The sequence below is a fragment of the Mycoplana sp. MJR14 genome, assembly GCF_029210525.1.
Lineage (GTDB): Bacteria > Pseudomonadota > Alphaproteobacteria > Rhizobiales > Rhizobiaceae > Mycoplana.
The window spans coordinates 383,072-403,779 of record NZ_JARGEO010000004.1; the positions used below are offsets into that span (position 1 = coordinate 383,072).

Genomic DNA, 20,708 nt, shown 5'->3' on the forward strand with positions numbered 1-20,708 from the left:
GGCCGCGAGACTCGGCCAGCTTGTGGCCGAGATTCAGCATGTGGTGGGGCAAGGTATTGGAAATCCAACATCTTGTAGGGAACAAAACCTGAATCCGAACGAGTCTTCGTTTCGTCTCCGATTCGTTCGCAAGGTGTTCCAGGCCGCTTCGCTATGCCCGGAAATCCGGGTGAATCGACCGCCAATTCGGGGGGCGCACTTGCCATTGCGCGCGGCGATGGGCATTTGTGTTGCCGGCGCGGGCGAACACCGGCGCTGCACGATCGATACACTCCGAGGCATGCCTTGAATGCTGCAGCGATGATATTGAGCGGCCGCGGGGTCACCGCGGTGCTCGGGCCGACCAATACCGGCAAGACCCATTACGCAATCGAACGCATGGTGGCGCATGAGACGGGCGTGATCGGACTGCCGCTTCGGCTCCTGGCGCGCGAGGTCTATACGCGCCTGGTCGAGAAGGTCGGGCATCACAACGTTGCGCTGATCACCGGCGAGGAGAAGATCACCCCGCACATGGCGCGCTACTCGGTCTGCACCGTGGAGGCGATGCCGCGCGAGACCCGGGCCGCCTTCGTGGCGATCGACGAGGTGCAGCTGGCCGGCGACCTGGAGCGCGGGCACATCTTCACCGACCGGATCCTGCACCTGCGCGGCCGCGACGAGACGCTGCTTCTGGGGGCGGCGACGATGAAGCCGATCCTGGAGCATCTGCTTCCGGGCATCACCGTGGTCGAGCGGCCGCGCCTGTCGCAGCTCTTCTATGCCGGCTCGAAGAAGATCACCCGCCTGCCGCAGCGGACGGCGATCGTCGCGTTCTCGGCCGACGAGGTCTATGCCATCGCCGAACTGATCCGCCGCCAGCGCGGCGGCGCGGCGGTCGTGCTCGGCGCGCTCTCGCCGCGCACGCGCAACGCACAGGTGGGGCTCTATCAGGAGGGCGACGTCGAGTATCTCGTCGCCACCGACGCGATCGGCATGGGGCTCAACCTCGACGTCGACCACGTCGCCTTCGCCCAGGACCGCAAGTTCGACGGCTACCAGTTCCGCAATCTCAATCCCGGCGAGCTCGGCCAGATCGCCGGCCGTGCCGGCCGGCATATGCGTGACGGCACCTTCGGGGTGACGGGTCGGGTCGACCCGTTCGAGCCGGAACTCGTGGAGCGCATCGAGGCGCACGAATTCGATCCCGTGCGTGTGCTGCAGTGGCGCTCCAAGCGGCTGGACTTCTCCTCCATCGCCAGCCTGAAGGCGAGCCTCGATGCGCCGCCGGCGATTTCCGGGCTGGCACGCGCGCTTCCGGCCGTGGACCAGCAGGCGCTCGAGCACCTGGCGCGCTATCCCGATATCCGGGACATGGCGACGGCGCCGGAGCGCGTCGAGAAGCTGTGGGAGGCCTGCGCCCTGCCGGATTATCGCCGGATCACGCCGGCGCAGCACGCCGACCTGATCTCCACCCTCTATGCCGATCTGGTCCGGCGGGGTACGGTGAACGAGGACTTCCTCGCCGAGCAGGTACGGCGGGCCGATCGCACCGATGGCGAGATCGACACGCTTTCGGCACGAATCGCCCAGATAAGGACCTGGACCTATGTATCGAATCGCCCGGACTGGTTGGCCGATCCGACACACTGGCAGGAAAAGACGCGGGAAATCGAAGACCGATTGTCCGACGCGTTACATGAAAGGTTGACGAAACGCTTTGTTGATCGCAGGACATCTGTGCTCATGAAGCGCCTGAGAGAGAATGCGATGCTGGAAGCCGAAATCAGTGTGAATGGTGATGTCTTTGTCGAGGGGCATCATGTGGGGCAGTTGGCCGGATTCCGGTTCACGCTCGCTTCGGGCACCGAAGGTCCCGATGCGAAGGCGGTGCAGGGTGCGGCCCAGAAGGCGCTTGCGCTCGAGTTCGAGGCGCGCGCCGCCCGGCTTCATGCGGCCGGCAACAGCGATCTCGCCGTCGGCTCCGACGGCACCGTGCGTTGGCTCGGCGAGCCCGTCGCGCGCCTTGCGGCGAGCGAGCACGTCATGCGCCCGCGCGTCATCCTGCTTGCCGACGAGCAGTTGACCGGAAACGCGCGCGACCACGTCGCCGCCCGTATCGAGCGCTTCGTCAATCATCATATCGCGACCGTCCTGAAGCCGCTCGACGACCTCTCGCGGGCCGAGGACCTGCAGGGGCTGGCCAAGGGGCTGGCGTTCCAGCTGGTCGAGGCGCTCGGCGTCCTGTTCCGCCGCGATGTCGCAGACGACGTCAAGTCGCTCGACCAGGAGGCCCGCTCGTCGATCCGCAAGCACGGTATCCGCTTCGGCGCCTACCACATCTTCATGCCGGCACTGCTGAAGCCGGCCCCGGCGGAGCTGATCACGCTGCTCTGGGCGCTCAAGAACGACGGCCTGGACAAGCCCGGCTATGGCGAATTGATCCCGGCGCTGGCGGCAGGGCGGACCTCGATCGTCACCGATCCGGGCTTCGAGCGGATGTTCTACAAGCTCGCGGGCTTCCGCTTCCTCGGCAAGCGCGCCGTGCGCATCGATATCCTCGAGCGCCTGGCGGATCTGATCCGTCCGTTGCTGCAGTGGAAGCCGGGCACGGCACCGCGGCCGGACGGCGCCTATGACGGCCGCCGGTTCACCGCCACGACGTCGATGCTCTCCATTCTCGGCGCCACGCCGGACGACATGGAAGAAATCCTCAAAGGGCTCGGCTACCGCGCCGACAGCGTAAAGGCCGAGGACGCCGCAGCGTTCCTCGCCGCCGAAGATGCCAAGCTCGCCCCGAAGACGGAGGGCGATGCCCCTGTAGCCGAAAGCGGCGATCAGGCCGCTTCCGCCGATGAAGGCGAGGCGGATGGCGACGCCGAAACGGCGGCCGTCGAAACGCCGGCTGCAGTCGAGGCGACGCCGGCCGGCGAAACGGCGGGCGCGGAACCGGAGGCGGCCGCCGCCGAGACGGCTGTGGCCGATGCGCAGGGCGAAGCGACCGCGGAAGTGGCTGCAGCGGAAGGCGAGGCGCCGGCGGAAGTCCGTCCGGTCCTTCTCTGGCGCCCGGGCGGCCGCAACGACAATGCCCGCCAGGGCCAGCGCGGTCATGCCGAGCGCGGACAGGGTGAGCGTCGCGGCGAGCGGGGCCACAAGCCCGGCGGCCGCAACGACGGCGACAGGCGTGACGGCGATCGGCGCGACGGCCCCCGGCAGGGCGGGCGCCCCGACTTCGCCAAGGGCCGCGACGGAAAGTCGCAGGGTGGCCGACCGGACCGGAACGAGCGCAACGACCGTCCGCAGCGCGACGATCGTGGCGGCAAGCCGGCCAAGTTCGAGGCGCGTCCGCCCCGCAAGGAGAAGCCGATCGATCCGGATTCGCCCTTCGCCAAACTGGCCGCTCTCAAGGAGCAGATGAAGAAGTAGGGACATGAGCGACGGACGGGACCAGCCACGAAGCGAGCGCGAGCCGGGTCAGGGACGCCAGCGCATCGACAAGTGGCTGTTCTTCGCCCGGCTGCGGAAGTCCCGCACACTCGCCGCCAAGTCCGTCGAGCAGGGCGATGTCACGATCAACGGCCAGCCGATCCGGCAACCCTCGTTCAACGTGAAGCCCGGCGACACGGTCGTCCTGTCGCTCGACCGGCACGATCTCGTCGTGAAGGTGCTGCTTCCGGGCGTCCGGCGCGGGCCGTTCGAAGAAGCCCGTACGCTCTACGAGGACCTGACGCCGCCGGCCCCGGCGCGCGACGAGCGCCGGCTTTTCGAGCAGGTCACGCGCGAGCGCGGCACCGGCCGGCCGACCAAGAGAGAGCGGCGGGAAACGGATGCCCTTCGGGGCCGTTTCGATCCGCCGGACGAGTAGAAAACTGTCCCTCTCCGCGTTGATTTTGCGCATGGTTTATCCTTGCAAACAGGGATCAAAGCCGCTACGTCGAACCCATGGGCGGGGCGCGAACCGAGCCGTTTGCATGGCGCTTTCCTCCGCCTGCGCCGGTCTGTCCGGGGAAGTGGCGGTCGACCGTCCCTCGGACTGGAATTTCGCTGGAGTACTTCATGACGTACGTCGTGACCGACAATTGCATTCGCTGCAAATATACGGACTGTGTCGAGGTCTGCCCGGTGGACTGCTTCTATGAGGGCGAGAACTTCCTGGTCATCCATCCCGACGAATGCATCGATTGCGGCGTCTGCGAGCCCGAATGTCCCGCCGAGGCGATCAAGCCGGACACCGAACCGGGGCTGGACAAGTGGTTGAAGATCAACGCCGAATTTGCCCAGGTCTGGCCGAACATCACGGTCAAGAAGGACGCGATGCCGGACGCCAAGGCCTATGACGGCGAAGAGGGCAAGTACGACAAGTACTTCTCGCCCGAACCCGGACAGGGCGACTGACGCCTTCGCGGCCGAGACGCTCGAATTGGGGAAAACCGATCCGGTCTGCCTGAAAGGGGATAGGGCAGGCTTGATGACCCATGCGAAGCAAATTATTGATTTCGGCACTTTTTTGTGGTAGGGTCAATACACTGATCCACGTTGAGGCACTTGGTGTGCCCGAACACCACCACGAAAGCAAACGATCCCAAAGGCGCCGCTCACTTCCATAGGCAACGTCATCGTTGCTGTTTCGTGATGTGCCATCCCATTCGTTTGTGCCTTGTTGGACGGACCAGGAAAGGTGCCACCCAGACGGTGTCTCCGTCTTTCCCGGGCCTTCTTGACCCGGCCCCGGCCGTGCCGCCGGGAGCGTTACAGGGAGTATTTGAATAGAATGACGACCCAGCAGAAGAAGTCTTCCACGCGTCACGGTTTCAAGACCGGTGAATCGATCGTCTATCCGGCTCACGGTGTCGGCCAGATCGTCGCCATCGAGGAACAGGAAGTCGCCGGCATGAAGCTCGAGCTTTTTGTCATCGATTTCGAGAAGGACAAAATGCGCCTGAAGGTTCCGGTCGCCAAGGCTGTTTCCATCGGCATGCGCAAGCTTTCCGAGACCGATTTCGTCGATCGCGCGTTGAAGGTTGTTCAGGGCAAGGCTCGCGTCAAGCGCACCATGTGGTCGCGCCGTGCGCAGGAATATGACGCCAAGATCAATTCCGGTGACCTGATTTCGATCGCCGAGGTGGTCCGCGATCTCTATCGCGCCGAAAACCAGCCGGAGCAGTCCTATTCCGAGCGCCAGCTCTACGAGGCCGCGCTCGACCGCATGGCCCGCGAGATCGCCGCCGTGAACAAGATGTCCGAGACCGAGGCCGTGCGCCTCGTCGAGACCAACCTGAACAAGGGTCCGAAGCGCGGCAAGGCCATCGAAGAGGACGACGCCCAGGACGAGGCAGCCTGAAGAGCTATCCGCCTCCCAGGAAAATTCAACCCGGCTGGTCCCCAGCCGGGTTTTTTATTGGAACTTTCATCCGGCCGACACGTTCAGGTCGAATGACAGTCCATGCTGGCGCGTCTGCTTCTTGGCGATGCGCACAAAAGAGGGTTCGAAAGAAGGACACCCGTCCGCGCCGCCGACCATCGCCATGAAGATTGCCCCTCGCTCGCGGGTCTCGAGCAGTATAGCATGTCCTCGTGCGGCCGACCGGGGCTCTGTCTGACCGACCCGGGTCCAGCCGCCGCGAAGATCTCGCAGACGCATGCATTGTCAGGTGAATACCCTGGTCAGGTTGACCGGGGATCCTTTCAATCCCGGCTCAGGGGAGACGCCCATGGCTACCACCGCCGCAGACCGTCGCATGATCAAGATCGCAATGTCCGCTCCCTATCTCGAGCGCGACGAGGAACAGGCGCTCGCTTTTGCATGGCGCAAGGATCATGACCAGGAAGCGCGCAACCGCATCGCCATGGCCCATATGCGCCTGGTGATATCGCTGGCCGCCCGTTTCCGCAATTTCGGCCTGCCGTTCAACGACCTGCTGCAGGAAGGCTATATCGGTCTGCTGGAGGCCGCCGCCCGCTTCGAGCCGGAGCGCGAGGTTCGCTTCTCCACCTATGCGACCTGGTGGATCCGCGCCTCCATTCAGGATTACGTCCTGCGCAACTGGTCGATCGTGCGTGGCGGCACGAGTTCGGCGCAGAAGGCGCTTTTCTTCAATCTGCGCCGGCTGCGGGCCCGCATCGCGCGGGGCGACGCCCATCTCACCTCCGAAGCCGTCTATCGCGAGATCGCCACGGCGCTGAAGGTCAGTCCGGCCGACGTGCGCAACATGGATGCGCGGCTTGCCGCCTCCGACGTCTCGCTGCAGGCCCCGGTCTCGGGGAGCGAGGAGAACGGCGCCAGCCATATCGACTTTCTCGCAAGCGACGCCCCGTTGCCGGACGAGGAGGTGACGGAGATGATCGACGGCGAGCGCCGCCGCCAATGGCTGCACCGGGCGCTGGAACGGCTGAACGAGCGCGAGATGAAGATCATCCGCGCCCGGCGGCTCGCCGACAGCAGCTCGACGCTGGAGGAACTGGGGGCCGACCTCGGGATCTCCAAGGAGCGCGTTCGCCAGATCGAGAACAGGGCGATGGAGAAGCTACGCATCGCCCTGTGCGAGGCATCGCCCGCATTCGCATGAGGCCGGCTGACGGGGCTGGCTGACCGGCCCCGGCTGCCTGGGCTGGCTGACTGTGCCGACTGACGGGGCCGGCTGATGGGGCCGGACGGATGCTGGCCTGAGCGGGCCGGCGTCAGGCCGGCATCTCACATGGGAGCTGCACCGCCTGCGGCCACCCCGGGCAGCGACCACGGTCCCGGCATGTCCCGGCCCCGGGCGGGTTGCGGGTTGCAGCCCCTTGCACCGGCAATCAGGATGTCGATCCGCCGCCGCCCTCGGCTGCCGCCGCGGCCTGGGCCGCTGCATCGGCCTGCCGCTTGTAGAGGGCGGCGGCTGCGGCCTCCTTCTCCTCGCCGCCCACCTGGAACGTCGGCTGGGCGAAGGAGATGTCGTTTTCGGCAAAGGCCTGGGTGATCATCGTATAGGCGCGCCTGCGGATGGCGGTCTGCTCGCCGGTGGGTCGCGCGGTGAAGCCGAAGCTGATCTCGATGCCGAATTCGCCGATCTGCTCCACGCCCTTCATCTTCAGCGTCTTGATGATATGCGGCCCGAGTTCCGGATCCTCCTGCAGCCGCTTGCCGATCTCCTTGGCGAGCTTGCCGACCTTGCTGATGTCGGTCTTGAAGGGGACGCGGATGCGGAACTTGTCGACGGTCCAGTCGCGGCTGCCGTTGCGGATCGCTCCCAGCTCGCCGAAGGGCACGGTGAACACCGACCCGCGGTGGTGCCTCAGCCGGATCGAGCGCAGGCTGAAGGATTCGACGACGCCGTTGTAGCTGCCGCTCTCAATCCATTCGCCGACGCGGAAGGCGTCGTCCATCAGGTAGAAGACGCCGCTGACGATGTCCTTGACGAGGGTCTGCGAGCCGAAGCCGATGGCGACGCCGAAGATGCCGGCGCCGGCGATGAGCGGACCGATCTGCACGCCCATCTCCGCCAGGATCGTCATGGCGGCCACGCAGATCAGGACCGCCGCCAGCGCGTTGCGGAAGATCGGCAGCAGCGTGCGCAGCCGGGCGCGCCGGGCCGCTTCGTCGGGCGGAATGGAGAGTTCGTTCTCCGCCGGCGTCAGGCGTCCGTCGATGTAGGCCTTTGCCAGTTGCCATGCGAGATCGGCGATCAGCAGAATGATGACGCTCTTGAACGCGCCGTAGACGAACGTCAGGAGCCATGGATTGTCCCTGGCGATCGCGTTCGGGTTGTAGTGCCAGGTGAAGCCGAGCCAGGCCAGCGCCAGCAGGATGACGATGGCGCGCACGCCCCTGACGAGCAGCACCATCCGGGGCGTGTTCGTGTTCTCCTCGTTCCAACGCGTCAGGGCGAAGGCCCTGGTGACGCGATCGGCGCCGGACAGCATCCGGGGCAGGATGACGGCGTAGATGCCGATCCAGAAGAGGCCGGTGAAGTTGATGCACCACAGCAGCCAGAGCAGCACCAGATAGAGCGAGGCCAGGATGTTGGCCGTCCGGGTCGGGGGATTGCCCTTGCCGTCGACCGGACGCCTCCAGATGGCTTCCAGCACGATCGCGAACAGCACCAGGGAGACGATGTAGACGATGTCCGCCCTGACGTCGGGGCTGACCCCGAGGGGCCGGCACATCGCCCAGAGGGCGAAGCCGATGGTGAACACCGCCGCGAAGTTCCGGATCCTGACATACTGGAACCGGCTCATGCCGCCGGTGTCGATGGCGAGGCGGCAAAGGCCCATGAAGAGGCGATAGCCGATGACGGCCAGCAGCGCGTAGAGGACGACGACGCGGACGAGCGGCGGCCAGTCGATGGCGAGGAAGATCAGGGCCGATATGACCGTGAAGACGATCAGCGGGCCGAATTCCACGTAGGCCCGGGTCAGGACGGCGCTCTGGAACTTTGCTCGGTAGGCGGTCCTGCGAAACAGCCACTCGATCGCCGCGCCGACGCAGATGATGCCGAGCAGAAGCACGAGTGCGGGGGCAAAACCGCTTTCGCTCGCCTGCTGCCTCACCCTGGCTGCGGCCGTTGCGATTTCGGTCGGGATCCTGGGAACGGCGGCGCGAAGCGCCTGGAAGCGGGACCGCGCCTGCGCCTCCAGGTTCTCGACCTCCAGCGCAGCTTCCCGCGAGACATCCGGGGTGGCACCCGCGGCGGACCGGCTCTGGAGCCAGCTTCTGATCTCCGGATCGTCCAGGAGCTTGATCAGTTCGTTGATCTTCTCGGGCGGCGCGGCGTTCTGCTGCGCGGGGCTGGCCGCCGTCGATGGCGTCTGCGCTGTCGCCAAGGGAGCAAGGGTCAGCAGAAACAGCAGGACGAGGAACGAAAAAAGCGATGCGGGAAACTTCTGCATAGTACCCCAGCCAGTTTGCGGACTCACGAAATGTCATTCCGCCTGCCGTTGCTTCAAAACGGTAGTATCTAACTAGCATTTACGGGGACAGGCCGAAAGATGGCGCAATCGTGGCGGGCAAGGACGCTGCCACGAACCCGGCGCGACTATTCGGTGATGATCTTCACCTTGTCGCCGGGCTTGACCGTGCTCGTGGGCGTCATCGCATTGATCAGCCGGAACAGGTCCAGCTTCCGGTCGGTGCCCATCATGCGGCCGGCAAGCGAGGCCACGGTGTCGCCCGGGCGGGCGGTGACGACGCGAACGCGCAGCGGCTTCAGCGAGGCCACTTCCTGCGGCGTCAGCTGCCGGAACGAAGTCTTCAGCACATCGGCGGTCGGCTCGAGCGCCGGCGAACCCTGGGGAACCGCCGTCAGGAACCGGTAGATCTGGTTGCCGATGCGCACCACGGTGACGTCGAATTCCCAGCGGTCGGCCGCGGCACGCGCCGTGGCGGCCTCGAGGCCGTTGATCGTGGCGGGCCGGATCGTCTCCGTCTTCAAGCCCGTCACCCAGCCGCTGGAAATGTAGTTGACCAAGCTCTGGCGCTGGTTGTCGGCGACCCCGTCGAAGCGGATGGCGATGTCGCCCGGGCCCGTCGCCAGCACCGCATCCGCCTTGTTGTCGATCTGGAAGCCCGCCGGCACGTCGAAGCGAATGCCGAGCTTGCCATGCAGGAAGGTCTGCCCGCGGACATAGCCCTCCTGCGGGCTGTCGCCGTAGAGCAGGCCATCGATGCCGGCGAGGTAGTAGTCGCGACCGCGGTCGCCCACGGTGCCTTCGGCCCCGAAGGCGCGGGCGTGGCGGCGGGCGAGCTCGACCCGCTGCGGCGCGTTCGGATGGCTGGAGAGGAAGTCCAGGCTCTGGTCGGCCTCCGGGTCGACCGCATTGAACTGTCCGTAGGCGGCCATGCTGTCGAGGAAGCGCGCGGCGGCATAGGGATCGTAGCCCGCCTCGCCCAGCATGCGCACGCCGATCACGTCGGCCTGCAGTTCCTGGTTGCGCGAAAACGCCGCCAGCCGCAGCTTGCCGCGGGCGAGCGCCTGCTTGCCGGCGATGTTGCTGGAAAGGACCTCGGCGACGACGCGGCTGGCGATCACCTCCGCCTCTTCCTTCTTCTGGCGCTCGATGCCGTGGTTGGCCGTCACGTGGGCCATCTCGTGCGACAGCACGGCTGCGACTTCGGAGGCGTCGTTGGCCAGCGCCAAAAGTCCGCGGGTGACGTAGAGATAGCCGCCGGGAAGGGCGAAGGCGTTGATCGCCGGTGAGTTCAGGATGGTGATGCGATAGGACTGGTTGGGGTTTTCCGACACGGCCGTCAGGGCGCCGGCGATGCGGGCGACAAGGCGCTCCGTCTTGGCGTCCTTGTACTGTCCGCCGTAGCTGGCGACGATGCGCGGATGCTCGCGCGCGCCCATGGCCGCGCGCGGATCATTCTTCTGCACCTCATCGACGATCTGCGGATTGGAGGAGGGCGCTACGGTCGGCTCGTAGGTCTGCTCGAGCGCGGACTGGCAGGAGGCGAGCAAGCCAGCGATCACGAGCGCCAGCGCGGCGCGCCCGCCGACCGTCCCGCGCATCCTGCTCACACCCCCATGCTGAAGCCTCTCCAGCATCCGCCCCATGCCCTTTCGCAGACCTTGTCGCATGCCCGCAAGGCAAGCGCATTCTCGACTTTCGGACCGTAGCCGATTCGAAGGCCAAGAACCTCGTTAGTTCGAATTGTTCAACGGCTGTCCGACATATCGCGCACTGCTCGATCGGTCCTGTCCGGACCCGTGGTCGAGAGATAGTCGTACCGTCCCTGGCCGACAACTCCCGATTCCAGAATCGGCTTCCGATGTGGCTGCGGTGACACAGTGGGGCGTCCAAAATATGGCAGGACGCGTCCGAAAAGTATTATCTATCAATGCCAAGGAACTCCGCCAATGCCGGCAGTTTCCGGTTTTCGAGAAAGGTTCCGAGCGGTTCCATCAGGGCGACCGCCCCGTCGTCCACGAACATTGCCCGGTCGGCGAGCCGCCGGACGTCCTCCAGCTGATGGGTGATGAACAGGAGCGTGCTGCCGGTTTCGGCGCGCAGCTCGCGCAGGAGCTCGGCCATGCCGGCGCGCATGGCGGGATCGAGCGCGGCAAAGGGCTCGTCGAGAAGCAGGATCGGGCGACGGCGGACGAACGCGCGGGCCAGCGCGACCCTTTGTCGCTCCCCGCCGGACAGCAGTGCCGGTTTGCGCCGGCCGTATCCCTCCAGCCCGACCCGGGCCAGCGCGTCGTCCACCCGCCGGCGCTCGACTGCGCCGAGGCGAAGCGCGGGATCGACGCCAAGGCCGACATTCTGCTCCACGGTCAGATGGGCGAAGAGGTTGTTCTCCTGGAAGATGATCGAAACCGGCCTTTCGGCAGGCTCCCGCCCCGTCATGTCCTTGCCGAAGATCGCGACGGTTCCCGCGCGTATCGGCTGGAACCCGGCGATGACATTGAAGAGGGTCGATTTGCCCGCGCCCGACGGGCCGGTGACGGCGACGCACGCGCCGGTCGGCACTTCGCACGAGAAGACGAGGCGCTTGTCTTCAAACTGCACCGTGGCCTCGTCGAGGCGGATGGCGGCAGCGCCGGCTTCGGGCATGGAGCGATCAGGCATCGTTTCTCGCATCCTTCACGGCGGCGGTGGAGGGAAGCGTCAGGAGCAGGCAGAGGACCCCGAGCAACAAGGCAATGCCGGCCGCGTCCGCGGTGCGGTAGCTGCCCATGCGGCTGAACAGGAGCCACGGCAGCGTGACCAGGCCGTCCGCGCCGAAGATGGCGACCGCGCCGAGATCGCCGAGGGAAAGGGCCATGGCGAAGGCGAAGGCCGTCAGGAGCGGTCGCTTCAGCGCCGGCAGGTCGATCCATCGCAGCCGGTGCAGGCCGCTGACGCCGAGGCTGACGGCGAGCCTGCCGGTGCGGGCGATGTGGGTGCGATAGGCCGGCTCCAGCACCCGCATGACGAAGGGGAGCGCCATCAGCGCATTGATGACGATGACGACATAGGGCGCGAAACGTGCGACCTGGCCGAAATTGCGCAGCATCAGGAACCAGCCGGTCGCGACCACGACCGGGGGAACGAGTAGGATCAGCGCGCTTGCGGCCTGCAGGCTGCCGGAGAGAGAGCGCAGCGGCGCCGGGGCCCGGTCGGCGGCGGCGAGCGGGGCGATCGCGATGGCCGGCATGGCGATTGCGAGGCAGAGGGTCGCCGAGGCGAGCGCGATGGCAAGGCTCGTGGCAAGTGCCCTGTGCAGCTGCGGGTCGGCGGCGAGCCGCGGCAGGTCGGAGGCAAGGCCGGCGGAGACGACGGCCAGCAACGGTGCGGCGGTGAACAGGGTGAAGGCGAGGATGACGAGGCCGTCGGACAGCCGTCCGCTTCTGCCGTCGAAGCGGCGGGCGGCGCGGCCGGCAGTCGGCGCCTCCTCGGCGGGCGTGCCCAGCAGCCGCATGACGTAGAGCAGAGCGCCGGTCAGCAGGATCTGGAGGACGGACAGGATCACGGCGCGCGGCGGATCGAAGTCGAAGCGCAGCGCCTGATAGATCGCGACCTCGATCGTCGTGGCCGCGGGACCGCCGCCGAGCGTCAGCACGATCGTGAAGCTGGTGGCGCAGAGCATGAAGACGAGACCGGCGATCCCCGGCAGGAGGCCGCGGATCACCGGCCATTCGATCAGCCGGAACGTCGCGCCGGATCCCATACCGAGATTGGCAGAGGTCAGCCAGTATTCGGCTGGAATGCGTTCCAGCCCCGCCATCAGCAGCCTGGCGGCGAGCGGCAGGTTGAAGAAGACGTGGGCGATCAGGATGCCGATGAGACCGTAGATGCTGACGGGATTGTCGAGGCCGAGCGCGGCCAGCGCCTGGTTGACGACCCCGCGGCGCCCCCAGACCTCGACGATGCCGAGCGTCGCCACGAGCGCCGGCAGGCCGAGCGGCAGCGCCGACAGTCGGACGATCCAGCTGCGCAGGGGAAAGTCCCGCCGCCGCGCGAGCGCGCGGGCGACGGGGATCGCGAGCGCCACCGAAAGTAGGGTGGAAAGGCCCGCCTGCAGCAGCGTGAAGCGGGCAACGCCGAAGAGGTAGGCGTCGAACAGCGCACCGCCGGCGCCGCCTTCGGCATGGAAGATGAGGGTGATCGTCGACAGACCGGCAAACAGCAGGATCGAGGTCAGCACGATGCCGCCGGCCCTGACGATCGCTGATGCTTCGCTCGTCGTGTACATTCCTCTGCCCCGTCAGCAGGCTTCGCCCGTGCCGCCAGACGTCTCCGCCGGCAATGCGGCGCCTATTTCGCGCTCATGGCCGAGAGCCACTCGTCGATCCAGGCCTTGCGGTTCGCCGCGACCTCGTCGGCGGAAAAAAGGAAGGTGTGCTCCGGCTTGACCAGCCGGTCGAAGGCTGCCGGCAGCGGCGTTCCGGTTGCGGCGGCCGGCATCATCCAGTTCGTCTCCGGAATGATCGACTGGAACTGCGGGCCGGTCATGAAGGAGAGGAACGTCCGGGCCAGTTCGGGATAGTCGGCGGCCCTGGTCATGCCGGCAACCTCGATCTGCACGTAGTGGCCTTCGGAAAAGGCGGCCGCCTGGTAGCGCTCGGTGTTTTCGGCCACCATGTGGTAGGCGGGGGAGGTGGTGTAGGAGAGCACCATCGGCGCCTCGCCCTTGGTGAAGAGCCCGTAGGCCTCCGACCAGCCGGGGGTCACGGTCAGGACGCGGTCTTTCAGTTTCGCCCAGGCCTCCCCGGCCTTGTCGCCATAGACGGACCTGACCCAGAGCAGCAGGCCGAGGCCCGGCGTCGAGGTGCGCGGATCCTCGATGACGATCTTCTCGTCGGGATCGCCCTCCACCAGTTCCTTCAGGCTTTTGGGCGGGTTCTTCAGCGTTTCGGTGTCGTAGACGACGGCGAAATGGCCGTAGTCGTAGGGAAGGAAGGTGTCGTCCGAGAACCCGCCCGGGACCGTCACGTCCTTCGGGGCGAGCTCATGGGGAACGAACAGGCCGGTCGCCTTGGCTTCGGCGATGAGATTGGTGTCGAGGCCGAGGACGATATCGGCCTTGGTTCCCTCGCCCTCCAGCTTCAGGCGCGTCAATAGCTCGACGCCGTCGGCGACGCCCACCCATTCGACCTTGCAGTCGCAGGTCTCCTCGAAGGCGGCCGCCACCTTGGCGCCGGGGCCCCATTCGGCGATGAAGCTTTCATAGGTGTAGATGGTCAGCGTCTTGTCCGCCGCTTGTGCGGGCAGGGTCATGGCCACTGTCATGGTCGCTGCGGAAAGTAGTGCCAGGGCGGATAGTAGCGTCTTGCGCATCGGTGCCTCCTTATAAATCCAAAAACGGGAATAGGGCGCCGAATGTGCCGTCTAATCCCTCCGCCGGTACAAACCGGATCAGGTTCTTCGGGTTGGCCTCGGCCTCTCAGCCCGGTCCATCCTGCGATGGTCGGGCACCCCGTTAGAGCAAGGCAAGCATTAGTCCGGCCCGGGCCGGCTTGCAAGCGGGTTGGCGTCGCGGAAAGGCGTTTCCATTCGCAGGCGACATGCGCTAGACGGTGTGCCCATGACGAACGCCGCCGACCAGCTCTTTGTCGTCCTTCTCGGAGGAACGCTCGAACCGACCGCGCGGTTCAGGGCGGCGATCGCCGGCGCCCGCTTCATCGCCGCCGACGGCGGCATGCGCCACGCCGCGACGCTCGGGGTCACGCCGGAGGTCTGGGTCGGCGACTTCGATTCCGCATCACCGGAGGACCTGGCGCTCTGGGCGCACGTGCCGCAGGAGCCCTATCCGGCCGCGAAGAATGCGACCGACGGCGAGATCGCCGTCGCGGCAGCGCTGGAGCGCGGGGCGCGACGGCTGATCCTCGCCGGTGCGCTGGGCGGCGATCGCAGCGACCATGCGCTGGCGCACCTGCTCCAGGCGGTGGCGTTGCAGGAGAGCGGGCTCGACGTCACGCTGACCTCCGGCCTCGAGGAGGCATCGCCCCTGCTTGCCGGCCGCACCACGATCGACCTGCCGGACAGCAGCCTGTTCTCGGTCCTCGGCCTGTCGGCGCTGTCCGGCCTGTCGATCGAAAACGTCCGGTACCCCTTGACCGCGTTCGACCTGCCGTTCGGCTCCGCGCGCACGGTTTCCAACGTCGCGCTGGGACCGGTCACCTTCACCCTTGCCGCCGGGCGGGCCGTCGTGCTCGCCCGTCCCTATGATCTTTCAGGAGCCTGACGCTTGGCACCGCCCATTCTGAAACTCGACGACATCTTCCTGAGCTTCGGCGGCACACCGCTGCTCGCCGGCGCCAACCTGCAGGTGGAGCCGGGGGATCGCATCTGCCTGGTCGGCCGCAACGGCTCCGGCAAGTCGACGCTCCTGAAGATCGCCGCAGGCATGGTCGAGGCGCAGTCCGGCGAGGTGTTCCGCCATCCCTCGGCGACCGTCCGCTATCTCGAGCAGGCCCCGGATTTCGAAGGCTTTGACACGGTCGCCGCCTATGCGGAGGCCGGGCTCGGCCCGGGCGACGATCCCTATCGCGTCACCTATCTCCTGTCGCATCTCGGCCTGACCGGCGCGGAGGATCCCGGCACGCTGTCGGGCGGCGAGGCGCGGCGGGCGGCGCTGGCGCGGGTGCTGGCGCCGGAGCCGGACATCCTTCTGCTCGACGAGCCGACCAACCATCTCGACCTGCCGACCATCGAATGGCTGGAAGACGAGCTGACGCGGAGCCGCTCGGCGCTCGTCGTCATTTCGCACGACCGCCGGTTCCTGGAGAAGGTCTCCAATGCCACGGTCTGGCTCGACCGCGGCACCTCGCGCCGGCTGGATCGCGGCTTTGCCCATTTCGAGGCCTGGCGGGACGAGGTGCTGGAGGCGGAAGAGCTGGAGCAGCACAAGCTCGGCAAGGCCATCCAGCGCGAGGAGCACTGGCTGCGCTACGGCGTGACGGCGCGGCGCAAGCGCAACATGCGCCGCCTCGGCGAGCTGCAGGCCATGCGGTCGCGCCACCGCGGCCACAAGGGGCCGCAGGGGACGGTGCAGGCGAGCGCGTCCGAGGCGCAGGAGTCCGGCAAGCTGGTGATCGAGGCCGACAAGGTCACCAAGAGCTATGGCGAGCGCGCGATCGTGGCCCCCTTCTCGATCCGGGTGCACCGCGGCGACTGCATCGGCCTCGTCGGCCCGAACGGCGCCGGCAAGACGACGCTTCTGAAGATCCTGACCGGACAGCTCGCGCCCGACAGCGGCACCGTCAAGCTCGGCACCAACCTGGAGATCGCCACGCTCGACCAGCGCCGCGAGGATCTGAACCCCGACGATACGCTGGCGCACTACCTCACCGACGGGCGCGGCGAAAGCCTGATCGTCAACGGCGAGCAGCGGCACGTGACGGGCTACATGAAGGAATTCCTGTTCCAGCCGGAGCAGGCCCGCACCCCGATCCGCAATCTTTCCGGCGGCGAGCGCGCGCGGCTGATGCTGGCCCGCATCCTGTCGCGGCCGACCAACCTCCTGATCCTCGACGAGCCGACCAACGATCTGGACATCGAGACGCTGGACCTCCTGCAGGAAATCGTCGCCGGCTTTGCCGGCACCGTCATCCTGGTCAGTCACGATCGCGACTTTCTCGACCGCACCGTCTCCTCGACGATCGCCCCGGCCAATCCGGAGGCGCCGGACGGGCGATGGATCGAGTATGCCGGCGGCTATTCCGACATGCTGGCACAGCGGCGCGGCGCGATCGAAGAGCGGCGCAGGACGGAGAAGGCGGAGAAGGCCACGTCCGGCGACGGCGTGCCGGTGGAGAAGCCGAGCGACAAGGGCCGGGGCAAGCTGTCCTACAAGCAGAAATTCGCGCTCGAAAGCCTGCCGAAGGAGATGGAGAAGATCCAGTCCGAAATCGCCAGGCGCGAGGAGAAGATGGCCGATCCGATGCTGTTTTCCAAGGACCAGGCTGCCTTCAATCGTCTCGCTTCGGAACTGGAGACGCTGCGGGCCGACCTGACGCGCATGGAAGAGGAATGGCTCGAGCTGGAGATGCTGCGCGAGGAACTGGAAGGCTGAGGCGGCTCCCGGTCCGCGCCTTCGCGTGCGACGCCACCAAGCGAGGCCCGGCGATCGCCTGCAGCGGGCCGGCGCCGTCCCGCGGCGGGAACGGCCGTCCCCGCCTGCCGATGGTTCCGGCCGTTATGGGCGAATGACGCAGACGCCGGCTTCCCAGCTGCAGCTTGCGGCCCCGGTCTCGGGCGTCACGACGATGACCTTGGCGCCGTATTGCGGCCGGACCGCCGGGAAGCTGCCGCCGCCGTCGCCATATTCACCGTCGAGATAGAAATAGTTGCCGTTGCCGGGATCCTCGTAGGCGGAGATCGAGCCGCCGTAGAAATTGTTGCCGAGGCCGGTGCGGTCTTCGCTTCCGCCTCCGGCATAGTAAGGTTTTACCGCGCCCTCATAGTAGGGGCGGCGCGGGCCCTCGAAGCGCCAGTCCCAGCCCGCCTGTCGGCTGCGGTCCCAGTTGCGATCCCAGTCCCGGTTCCAGTTTCCACGGTCCCAGCGGGCCCGGTCCCAGTTTCCGGCGTTCCAGCCCCAATGATCCCAGCGGTCGGCGCGGCGCAGCGTCCAGGCCCGGGTGCGCGTGCTCGGCGAGCTGCGGATGACGTCGCGCGCATCGTCGCGGTCGCGGTGCACATGGTGCCGGCGCCGCCAGTCGTCGTCGCGGCTCCGGTCCGCTCTGCTGGTGCTGTGGGAGGAAAAACTGCGGTGGCTTGCGCCGTCGTTGCGGTCGCGTGCCTCGGCGATCGGCGAGACGACGAGCGGAAGGGACAGGGCGGCGAGCGCGATTGCAGTCATGCGGGCTCGGGAAAACAGACTCATTCTGTTTCGCCTCCAGGTTACGCGTAACGGTTCCTGACAATCACTCTGGTTCAAATCGGCTGGAAAGTCACTGGTTTGGTTAAGAAACCGGTAAGAAATGTTAACAATGGTTAACGTTTTCGGAGGTCCCTCATCATCATACTTTTGTCTTAATCGATTAAATTGATTTTGCCCGACGATGACACTTGTGGTTCCGCATTCCGGCGATTAAACGTCGCAGGCATTGCATTGCACACAAACGACGTGCAATTCCGGAGCGAAAATGTCCAGATATCGGGGCCATTCTCCGGGATTTCCGTGAGGGTTCTGATGACGAACGTCACAAAAGGCCGGCCGCTCTCGCCGCATCTCCAGATTTACAAGCCAATTCCCACCATGGTCATGTCGATCGTCCATCGCATCACCGGCGGCGCGCTCTATTTCGGCACGGTGCTCGTGGCCTGGTGGCTGATCGCGGCATCGATGGGCGAGGCCTATTTCAATTGGGTCAGCTGGTTCTTCGGCACCTGGATCGGCATGCTGATCCTGCTCGGCTACACCTGGGCGCTGTTCCACCACATGGTCGGCGGCTTCCGACACTTCGCATGGGATACGGGACACGGCTACGAGAAGCACTTCGCCACGAAGGTTGCGAAGGCGTCGCTGGTCATATCGCTTGCATTGACGGTGCTGGTCTGGGCGATCGGCTTTCTGGTGCGCTGAGGAACAACTGACATGGATATGCGTACACCTCTCGGCCGCGTTCGCGGCCTTGGCTCGGCCAAGGAAGGAACGGAGCACTTCTGGCGCCAGCGGCTGACGGCGGTCTCCAACGTACCGCTGATGCTCTTCTTCGTGGGCTTCCTCGTCTGTTACGCCGGCGCGCCCTATGCAGAGGTCCGGGCGGCGCTGTCGCATCCGATCGTCGCCGTGCTGATGGTCCTGGTCGTGCTGTCCGCGCTCTATCACATGAAGCTCGGCATGCAGGTCATCATCGAGGACTATGTTCACGCCGAAGGCGTCAAGATCGCCCTCCTCATGCTCAATACCTTCTTTGCGGTCCTGGTCGGCGGGCTCTGTCTTTTCGCCGTCCTGAAGATCGCCTTCGCAGGATAATTCACCATGGCACCGAATTCCTCGCCGGCGACAAACGGCAAAGCCTACCAGTATGTGGATCACGCCTTCGATGTGGTCGTCGTCGGCGCGGGCGGCGCGGGCTTGCGCGCGACCCTCGGCATGGCCGAGCAGGGTCTGAAGACGGCCTGCATCACCAAGGTGTTCCCGACCCGCTCGCACACCGTCGCAGCCCAGGGCGGCATCGCCGCCTCGCTGCAGAACATGACGCCGGACAGCTGGCAGTGGCACCTCTACGACACCGTCAAGGGCTCGGACTGGCTCGGCGACGTCGACGCCATGCAGTATCTCGCCATGGAGGCGCCGAAGGCGGTCTATGAGCTCGAGCACTACGGCGTGCCGTTCTCGCGCAACGAGGAAGGCAAGATCTACCAGCGCCCGTTCGGCGGCCACATGCAGAACTACGGCGAGGGGCCGCCGGTGCAGCGCACCTGCGCGGTCGCCGACCGCACCGGCCACGCCATTCTGCACACGCTCTACGGCCAGTCGCTGCGCAACAATGCCGAATTCTTCATCGAGTACTTCGCGCTCGACCTGATCATGTCGGCCGACGGCCGCTGCACCGGCGTCGTCGCCTGGAACCTGGACGACGGCACGATCCACCGCTTCTCGGCGAAGATGGTGGTGCTGGCGACCGGCGGCTACGGCCGCGCCTACTTCTCGGCGACCTCGGCGCACACCTGCACCGGCGACGGCGGCGGCATGATCGCCCGCGCCGGCCTGCCGCTGCAGGACATGGAGTTCGTGCAGTTCCACCCGACCGGCATCTACGGCTCCGGCTGTCTGATCACCGAGGGCGCCCGCGGCGAGGGTGGCTATCTCGTCAACTCCGAGGGCGAGCGCTTCATGGAGCGCTATGCGCCGTCGGCGAAGGACCTTGCCTCGCGCGACGTGGTCTCCCGCTGCATGACGCTGGAGATCCGCGAGGGCCGCGGCGTCGGCAAGAACAAGGATCACATCTTCCTGCATCTCGACCACCTGGACCCGGCGGTGCTGCACGAGCGGCTGCCCGGTATTTCGGAAAGCGCGAAGATCTTCGCCGGCGTCGACGTCACCCGCGAGCCGATCCCGGTCCTGCCCACCGTCCACTACAACATGGGCGGCATTCCGACGAACTTCTGGGGCGAGGTGCTCAACGCCGACAGCGCCAATCCGGAGCGCATCGCGCCCGGCCTGATGGCGGTCGGCGAGGCCGGCTGCGCCTCGGTGCACGGCGCCAACCGGCTCGGCTCCAACTCGCTGATCGACCTCGTGGTCTTCGGCCGCGCCGCGGCGATCCGGGCCGGTGAAGTCATCGACCGGTCCGAGCCGATCCCCGCGCTCGACAAGGCGGCCTGCGACAGGATCATGGAGCGCTTCGACCGGCTGCGCTTTGCCAACGGCAGCACGCCGACGGCGGTGCTGCGCGACAAGATGCAGCGCACCATGCAGGACGACGCGGCCGTGTTCCGCACCCAGGAATCGCTGGAGAACGGCTGCCGCCGCATGAAGGAGATCTGGGGCGAGATGGCCGACATCAAGGTCTCCGACCGGTCGCTGATCTGGAATTCCGATCTGGTCGAAACGCTGGAACTGGAAAACCTCATGGCCAACGCGATCACGACGGTCGTCGGCGCCGAGGCGCGCAAGGAGAGCCGCGGCTCCCACGCGCGCGAGGACTACACGTCCGGCCCCTTCGGCGGCCGCGACGACGTCAACTGGCGCAAGCACACGCTCGCCTGGGTCGATGCGGACGGCAACGTCAAGCTCGACTACCGGCCGGTCCATACCGACCTCATCGCCGAAGGGATCGATCCGAAGAAGATCGAGCCCAAGGCCCGCGTGTATTGAC

At 66.4% G+C, this 20,708-nt stretch carries 16 protein-coding genes and 1 riboswitch; of the genes, 10 read left to right on the plus strand and 6 right to left on the minus strand.

Annotation, left to right across the window (positions count from 1 at the left end; genetic code table 11):
- Positions 1-300 precede the first annotated feature (300 nt).
- From P0086_RS12390 to P0086_RS12410, 5 genes are all read left to right on the plus strand, one after another.
- Positions 301-3,405 carry a helicase-related protein gene (locus tag P0086_RS12390; protein WP_275785826.1) on the plus strand — a complete coding sequence of 1,035 codons (3,105 nt, stop codon included), beginning with the start codon at positions 301-303 and terminating at the stop codon, positions 3,403-3,405.
- 4 nt (positions 3,406-3,409) lie between these two features.
- Entirely contained in the window at positions 3,410-3,844 is a 435-nt protein-coding gene (locus P0086_RS12395) for an RNA-binding S4 domain-containing protein (RefSeq protein ID WP_112595448.1), read from the plus strand.
- Positions 3,845-4,035: 191 nt separating this feature from the next.
- Positions 4,036-4,374: a ferredoxin FdxA gene (fdxA, locus tag P0086_RS12400; RefSeq protein WP_112595446.1), complete on the plus strand. Its 339-nt coding sequence runs from the start codon at positions 4,036-4,038 to the stop codon at positions 4,372-4,374.
- A 376-nt stretch (positions 4,375-4,750) separates the two neighbouring features.
- Positions 4,751-5,320, plus strand: coding sequence for a CarD family transcriptional regulator (locus P0086_RS12405; RefSeq protein ID WP_112595444.1), 570 nt, complete (start codon positions 4,751-4,753; stop codon positions 5,318-5,320).
- A 370-nt stretch (positions 5,321-5,690) separates the two neighbouring features.
- Positions 5,691-6,545, plus strand: coding sequence for an RNA polymerase factor sigma-32 (locus P0086_RS12410; protein ID WP_112595442.1), 855 nt, complete (start codon positions 5,691-5,693; stop codon positions 6,543-6,545).
- A 229-nt stretch (positions 6,546-6,774) separates the two neighbouring features.
- On the opposite strand, the gene P0086_RS12415 is transcribed toward P0086_RS12410, so the two are convergent.
- The 5 genes from P0086_RS12415 to thiB all read right to left on the minus strand — a co-directional run bounded on the left by P0086_RS12415 (position 6,775) and on the right by thiB (position 14,169).
- Entirely contained in the window at positions 6,775-8,874 is a 2,100-nt protein-coding gene (locus tag P0086_RS12415) for a mechanosensitive ion channel family protein (RefSeq protein WP_275785832.1), read from the minus strand.
- Positions 8,875-8,993: 119 nt separating this feature from the next.
- Positions 8,994-10,466, minus strand: coding sequence for a M48 family metalloprotease (locus P0086_RS12420; protein ID WP_275785835.1), 1,473 nt, complete (start codon positions 10,464-10,466; stop codon positions 8,994-8,996).
- Positions 10,467-10,785: 319 nt separating this feature from the next.
- The gene (locus tag P0086_RS12425; protein ID WP_275785837.1) at positions 10,786-11,511 is read right to left on the minus strand and encodes an ATP-binding cassette domain-containing protein; all 726 of its coding nucleotides are present in this window, start codon (positions 11,509-11,511) and stop codon (positions 10,786-10,788) included.
- Between the two features lie 7 nt (positions 11,512-11,518).
- Complete coding sequence (thiP, locus tag P0086_RS12430) at positions 11,519-13,132, minus strand: thiamine/thiamine pyrophosphate ABC transporter permease (protein WP_275785840.1); 1,614 nt, start codon at positions 13,130-13,132, stop codon at positions 11,519-11,521.
- Positions 13,133-13,194: 62 nt separating this feature from the next.
- Positions 13,195-14,169, minus strand: coding sequence for a thiamine ABC transporter substrate binding subunit (gene thiB, locus P0086_RS12435; protein ID WP_275786184.1), 975 nt, complete (start codon positions 14,167-14,169; stop codon positions 13,195-13,197).
- A gap of 86 nt (positions 14,170-14,255) precedes the next feature.
- Positions 14,256-14,369: riboswitch (TPP riboswitch) on the minus strand.
- A gap of 95 nt (positions 14,370-14,464) precedes the next feature.
- On the opposite strand from thiB, the gene P0086_RS12440 reads away from it, so the two are divergent.
- Both P0086_RS12440 and P0086_RS12445 read left to right on the plus strand, forming a co-directional pair.
- Positions 14,465-15,124 (plus strand): thiamine diphosphokinase, encoded by a 660-nt coding sequence (locus tag P0086_RS12440; protein WP_275785843.1) that lies wholly within the window; start codon positions 14,465-14,467, stop codon positions 15,122-15,124.
- Positions 15,125-15,127: 3 nt separating this feature from the next.
- Positions 15,128-16,954, plus strand: coding sequence for an ABC-F family ATP-binding cassette domain-containing protein (locus tag P0086_RS12445; RefSeq protein WP_275785846.1), 1,827 nt, complete (start codon positions 15,128-15,130; stop codon positions 16,952-16,954).
- 123 nt (positions 16,955-17,077) lie between these two features.
- Here P0086_RS12445 and P0086_RS12450 read toward each other — a convergent pair whose 3' ends face one another.
- Positions 17,078-17,740: a hypothetical protein gene (locus P0086_RS12450; protein WP_275785849.1), complete on the minus strand. Its 663-nt coding sequence runs from the start codon at positions 17,738-17,740 to the stop codon at positions 17,078-17,080.
- A 333-nt stretch (positions 17,741-18,073) separates the two neighbouring features.
- Between P0086_RS12450 and sdhC the strand changes: the two genes are divergently transcribed.
- From sdhC to sdhA, 3 genes are read left to right on the plus strand one after another with little or no spacing between them, the layout of a single operon-like run.
- A complete protein-coding gene (gene sdhC / locus P0086_RS12455) occupies positions 18,074-18,466 on the plus strand; it encodes a succinate dehydrogenase, cytochrome b556 subunit (protein ID WP_112595426.1) in 393 nt (130 codons plus the stop codon).
- Positions 18,467-18,478: 12 nt separating this feature from the next.
- A complete protein-coding gene (sdhD, locus tag P0086_RS12460; protein ID WP_112595424.1) occupies positions 18,479-18,859 on the plus strand; it encodes a succinate dehydrogenase, hydrophobic membrane anchor protein in 381 nt (126 codons plus the stop codon).
- A gap of 6 nt (positions 18,860-18,865) precedes the next feature.
- Positions 18,866-20,707, plus strand: coding sequence for a succinate dehydrogenase flavoprotein subunit (gene sdhA, locus P0086_RS12465; protein ID WP_112605651.1), 1,842 nt, complete (start codon positions 18,866-18,868; stop codon positions 20,705-20,707).
- Position 20,708 lies beyond the last annotated feature (1 nt).

Bases quoted from the DNA above. Each gene is read 5' to 3' on its own strand.
- P0086_RS12390 (WP_275785826.1), top strand. From the start codon at position 301: ATGATATTGAGCGGCCGCGGGGTCACCGCGGTGCTCGGGCCGACCAAT.
- P0086_RS12395 (WP_112595448.1), top strand. From the start codon at position 3,410: ATGAGCGACGGACGGGACCAGCCACGAAGCGAGCGCGAGCCGGGTCAG.
- fdxA (WP_112595446.1), top strand. From the start codon at position 4,036: ATGACGTACGTCGTGACCGACAATTGCATTCGCTGCAAATATACGGAC.
- P0086_RS12405 (WP_112595444.1), top strand. From the start codon at position 4,751: ATGACGACCCAGCAGAAGAAGTCTTCCACGCGTCACGGTTTCAAGACC.
- P0086_RS12410 (WP_112595442.1), top strand. From the start codon at position 5,691: ATGGCTACCACCGCCGCAGACCGTCGCATGATCAAGATCGCAATGTCC.
- P0086_RS12420 (WP_275785835.1), bottom strand. From the start codon at position 10,466: ATGCGCGGGACGGTCGGCGGGCGCGCCGCGCTGGCGCTCGTGATCGCT.
- P0086_RS12425 (WP_275785837.1), bottom strand. From the start codon at position 11,511: ATGCCCGAAGCCGGCGCTGCCGCCATCCGCCTCGACGAGGCCACGGTG.
- thiP (WP_275785840.1), bottom strand. From the start codon at position 13,132: ATGTACACGACGAGCGAAGCATCAGCGATCGTCAGGGCCGGCGGCATC.
- thiB (WP_275786184.1), bottom strand. From the start codon at position 14,169: ATGACAGTGGCCATGACCCTGCCCGCACAAGCGGCGGACAAGACGCTG.
- P0086_RS12440 (WP_275785843.1), top strand. From the start codon at position 14,465: ATGACGAACGCCGCCGACCAGCTCTTTGTCGTCCTTCTCGGAGGAACG.
- P0086_RS12450 (WP_275785849.1), bottom strand. From the start codon at position 17,740: ATGACTGCAATCGCGCTCGCCGCCCTGTCCCTTCCGCTCGTCGTCTCG.
- sdhC (WP_112595426.1), top strand. From the start codon at position 18,074: ATGACGAACGTCACAAAAGGCCGGCCGCTCTCGCCGCATCTCCAGATT.
- sdhD (WP_112595424.1), top strand. From the start codon at position 18,479: ATGGATATGCGTACACCTCTCGGCCGCGTTCGCGGCCTTGGCTCGGCC.
- sdhA (WP_112605651.1), top strand. From the start codon at position 18,866: ATGGCACCGAATTCCTCGCCGGCGACAAACGGCAAAGCCTACCAGTAT.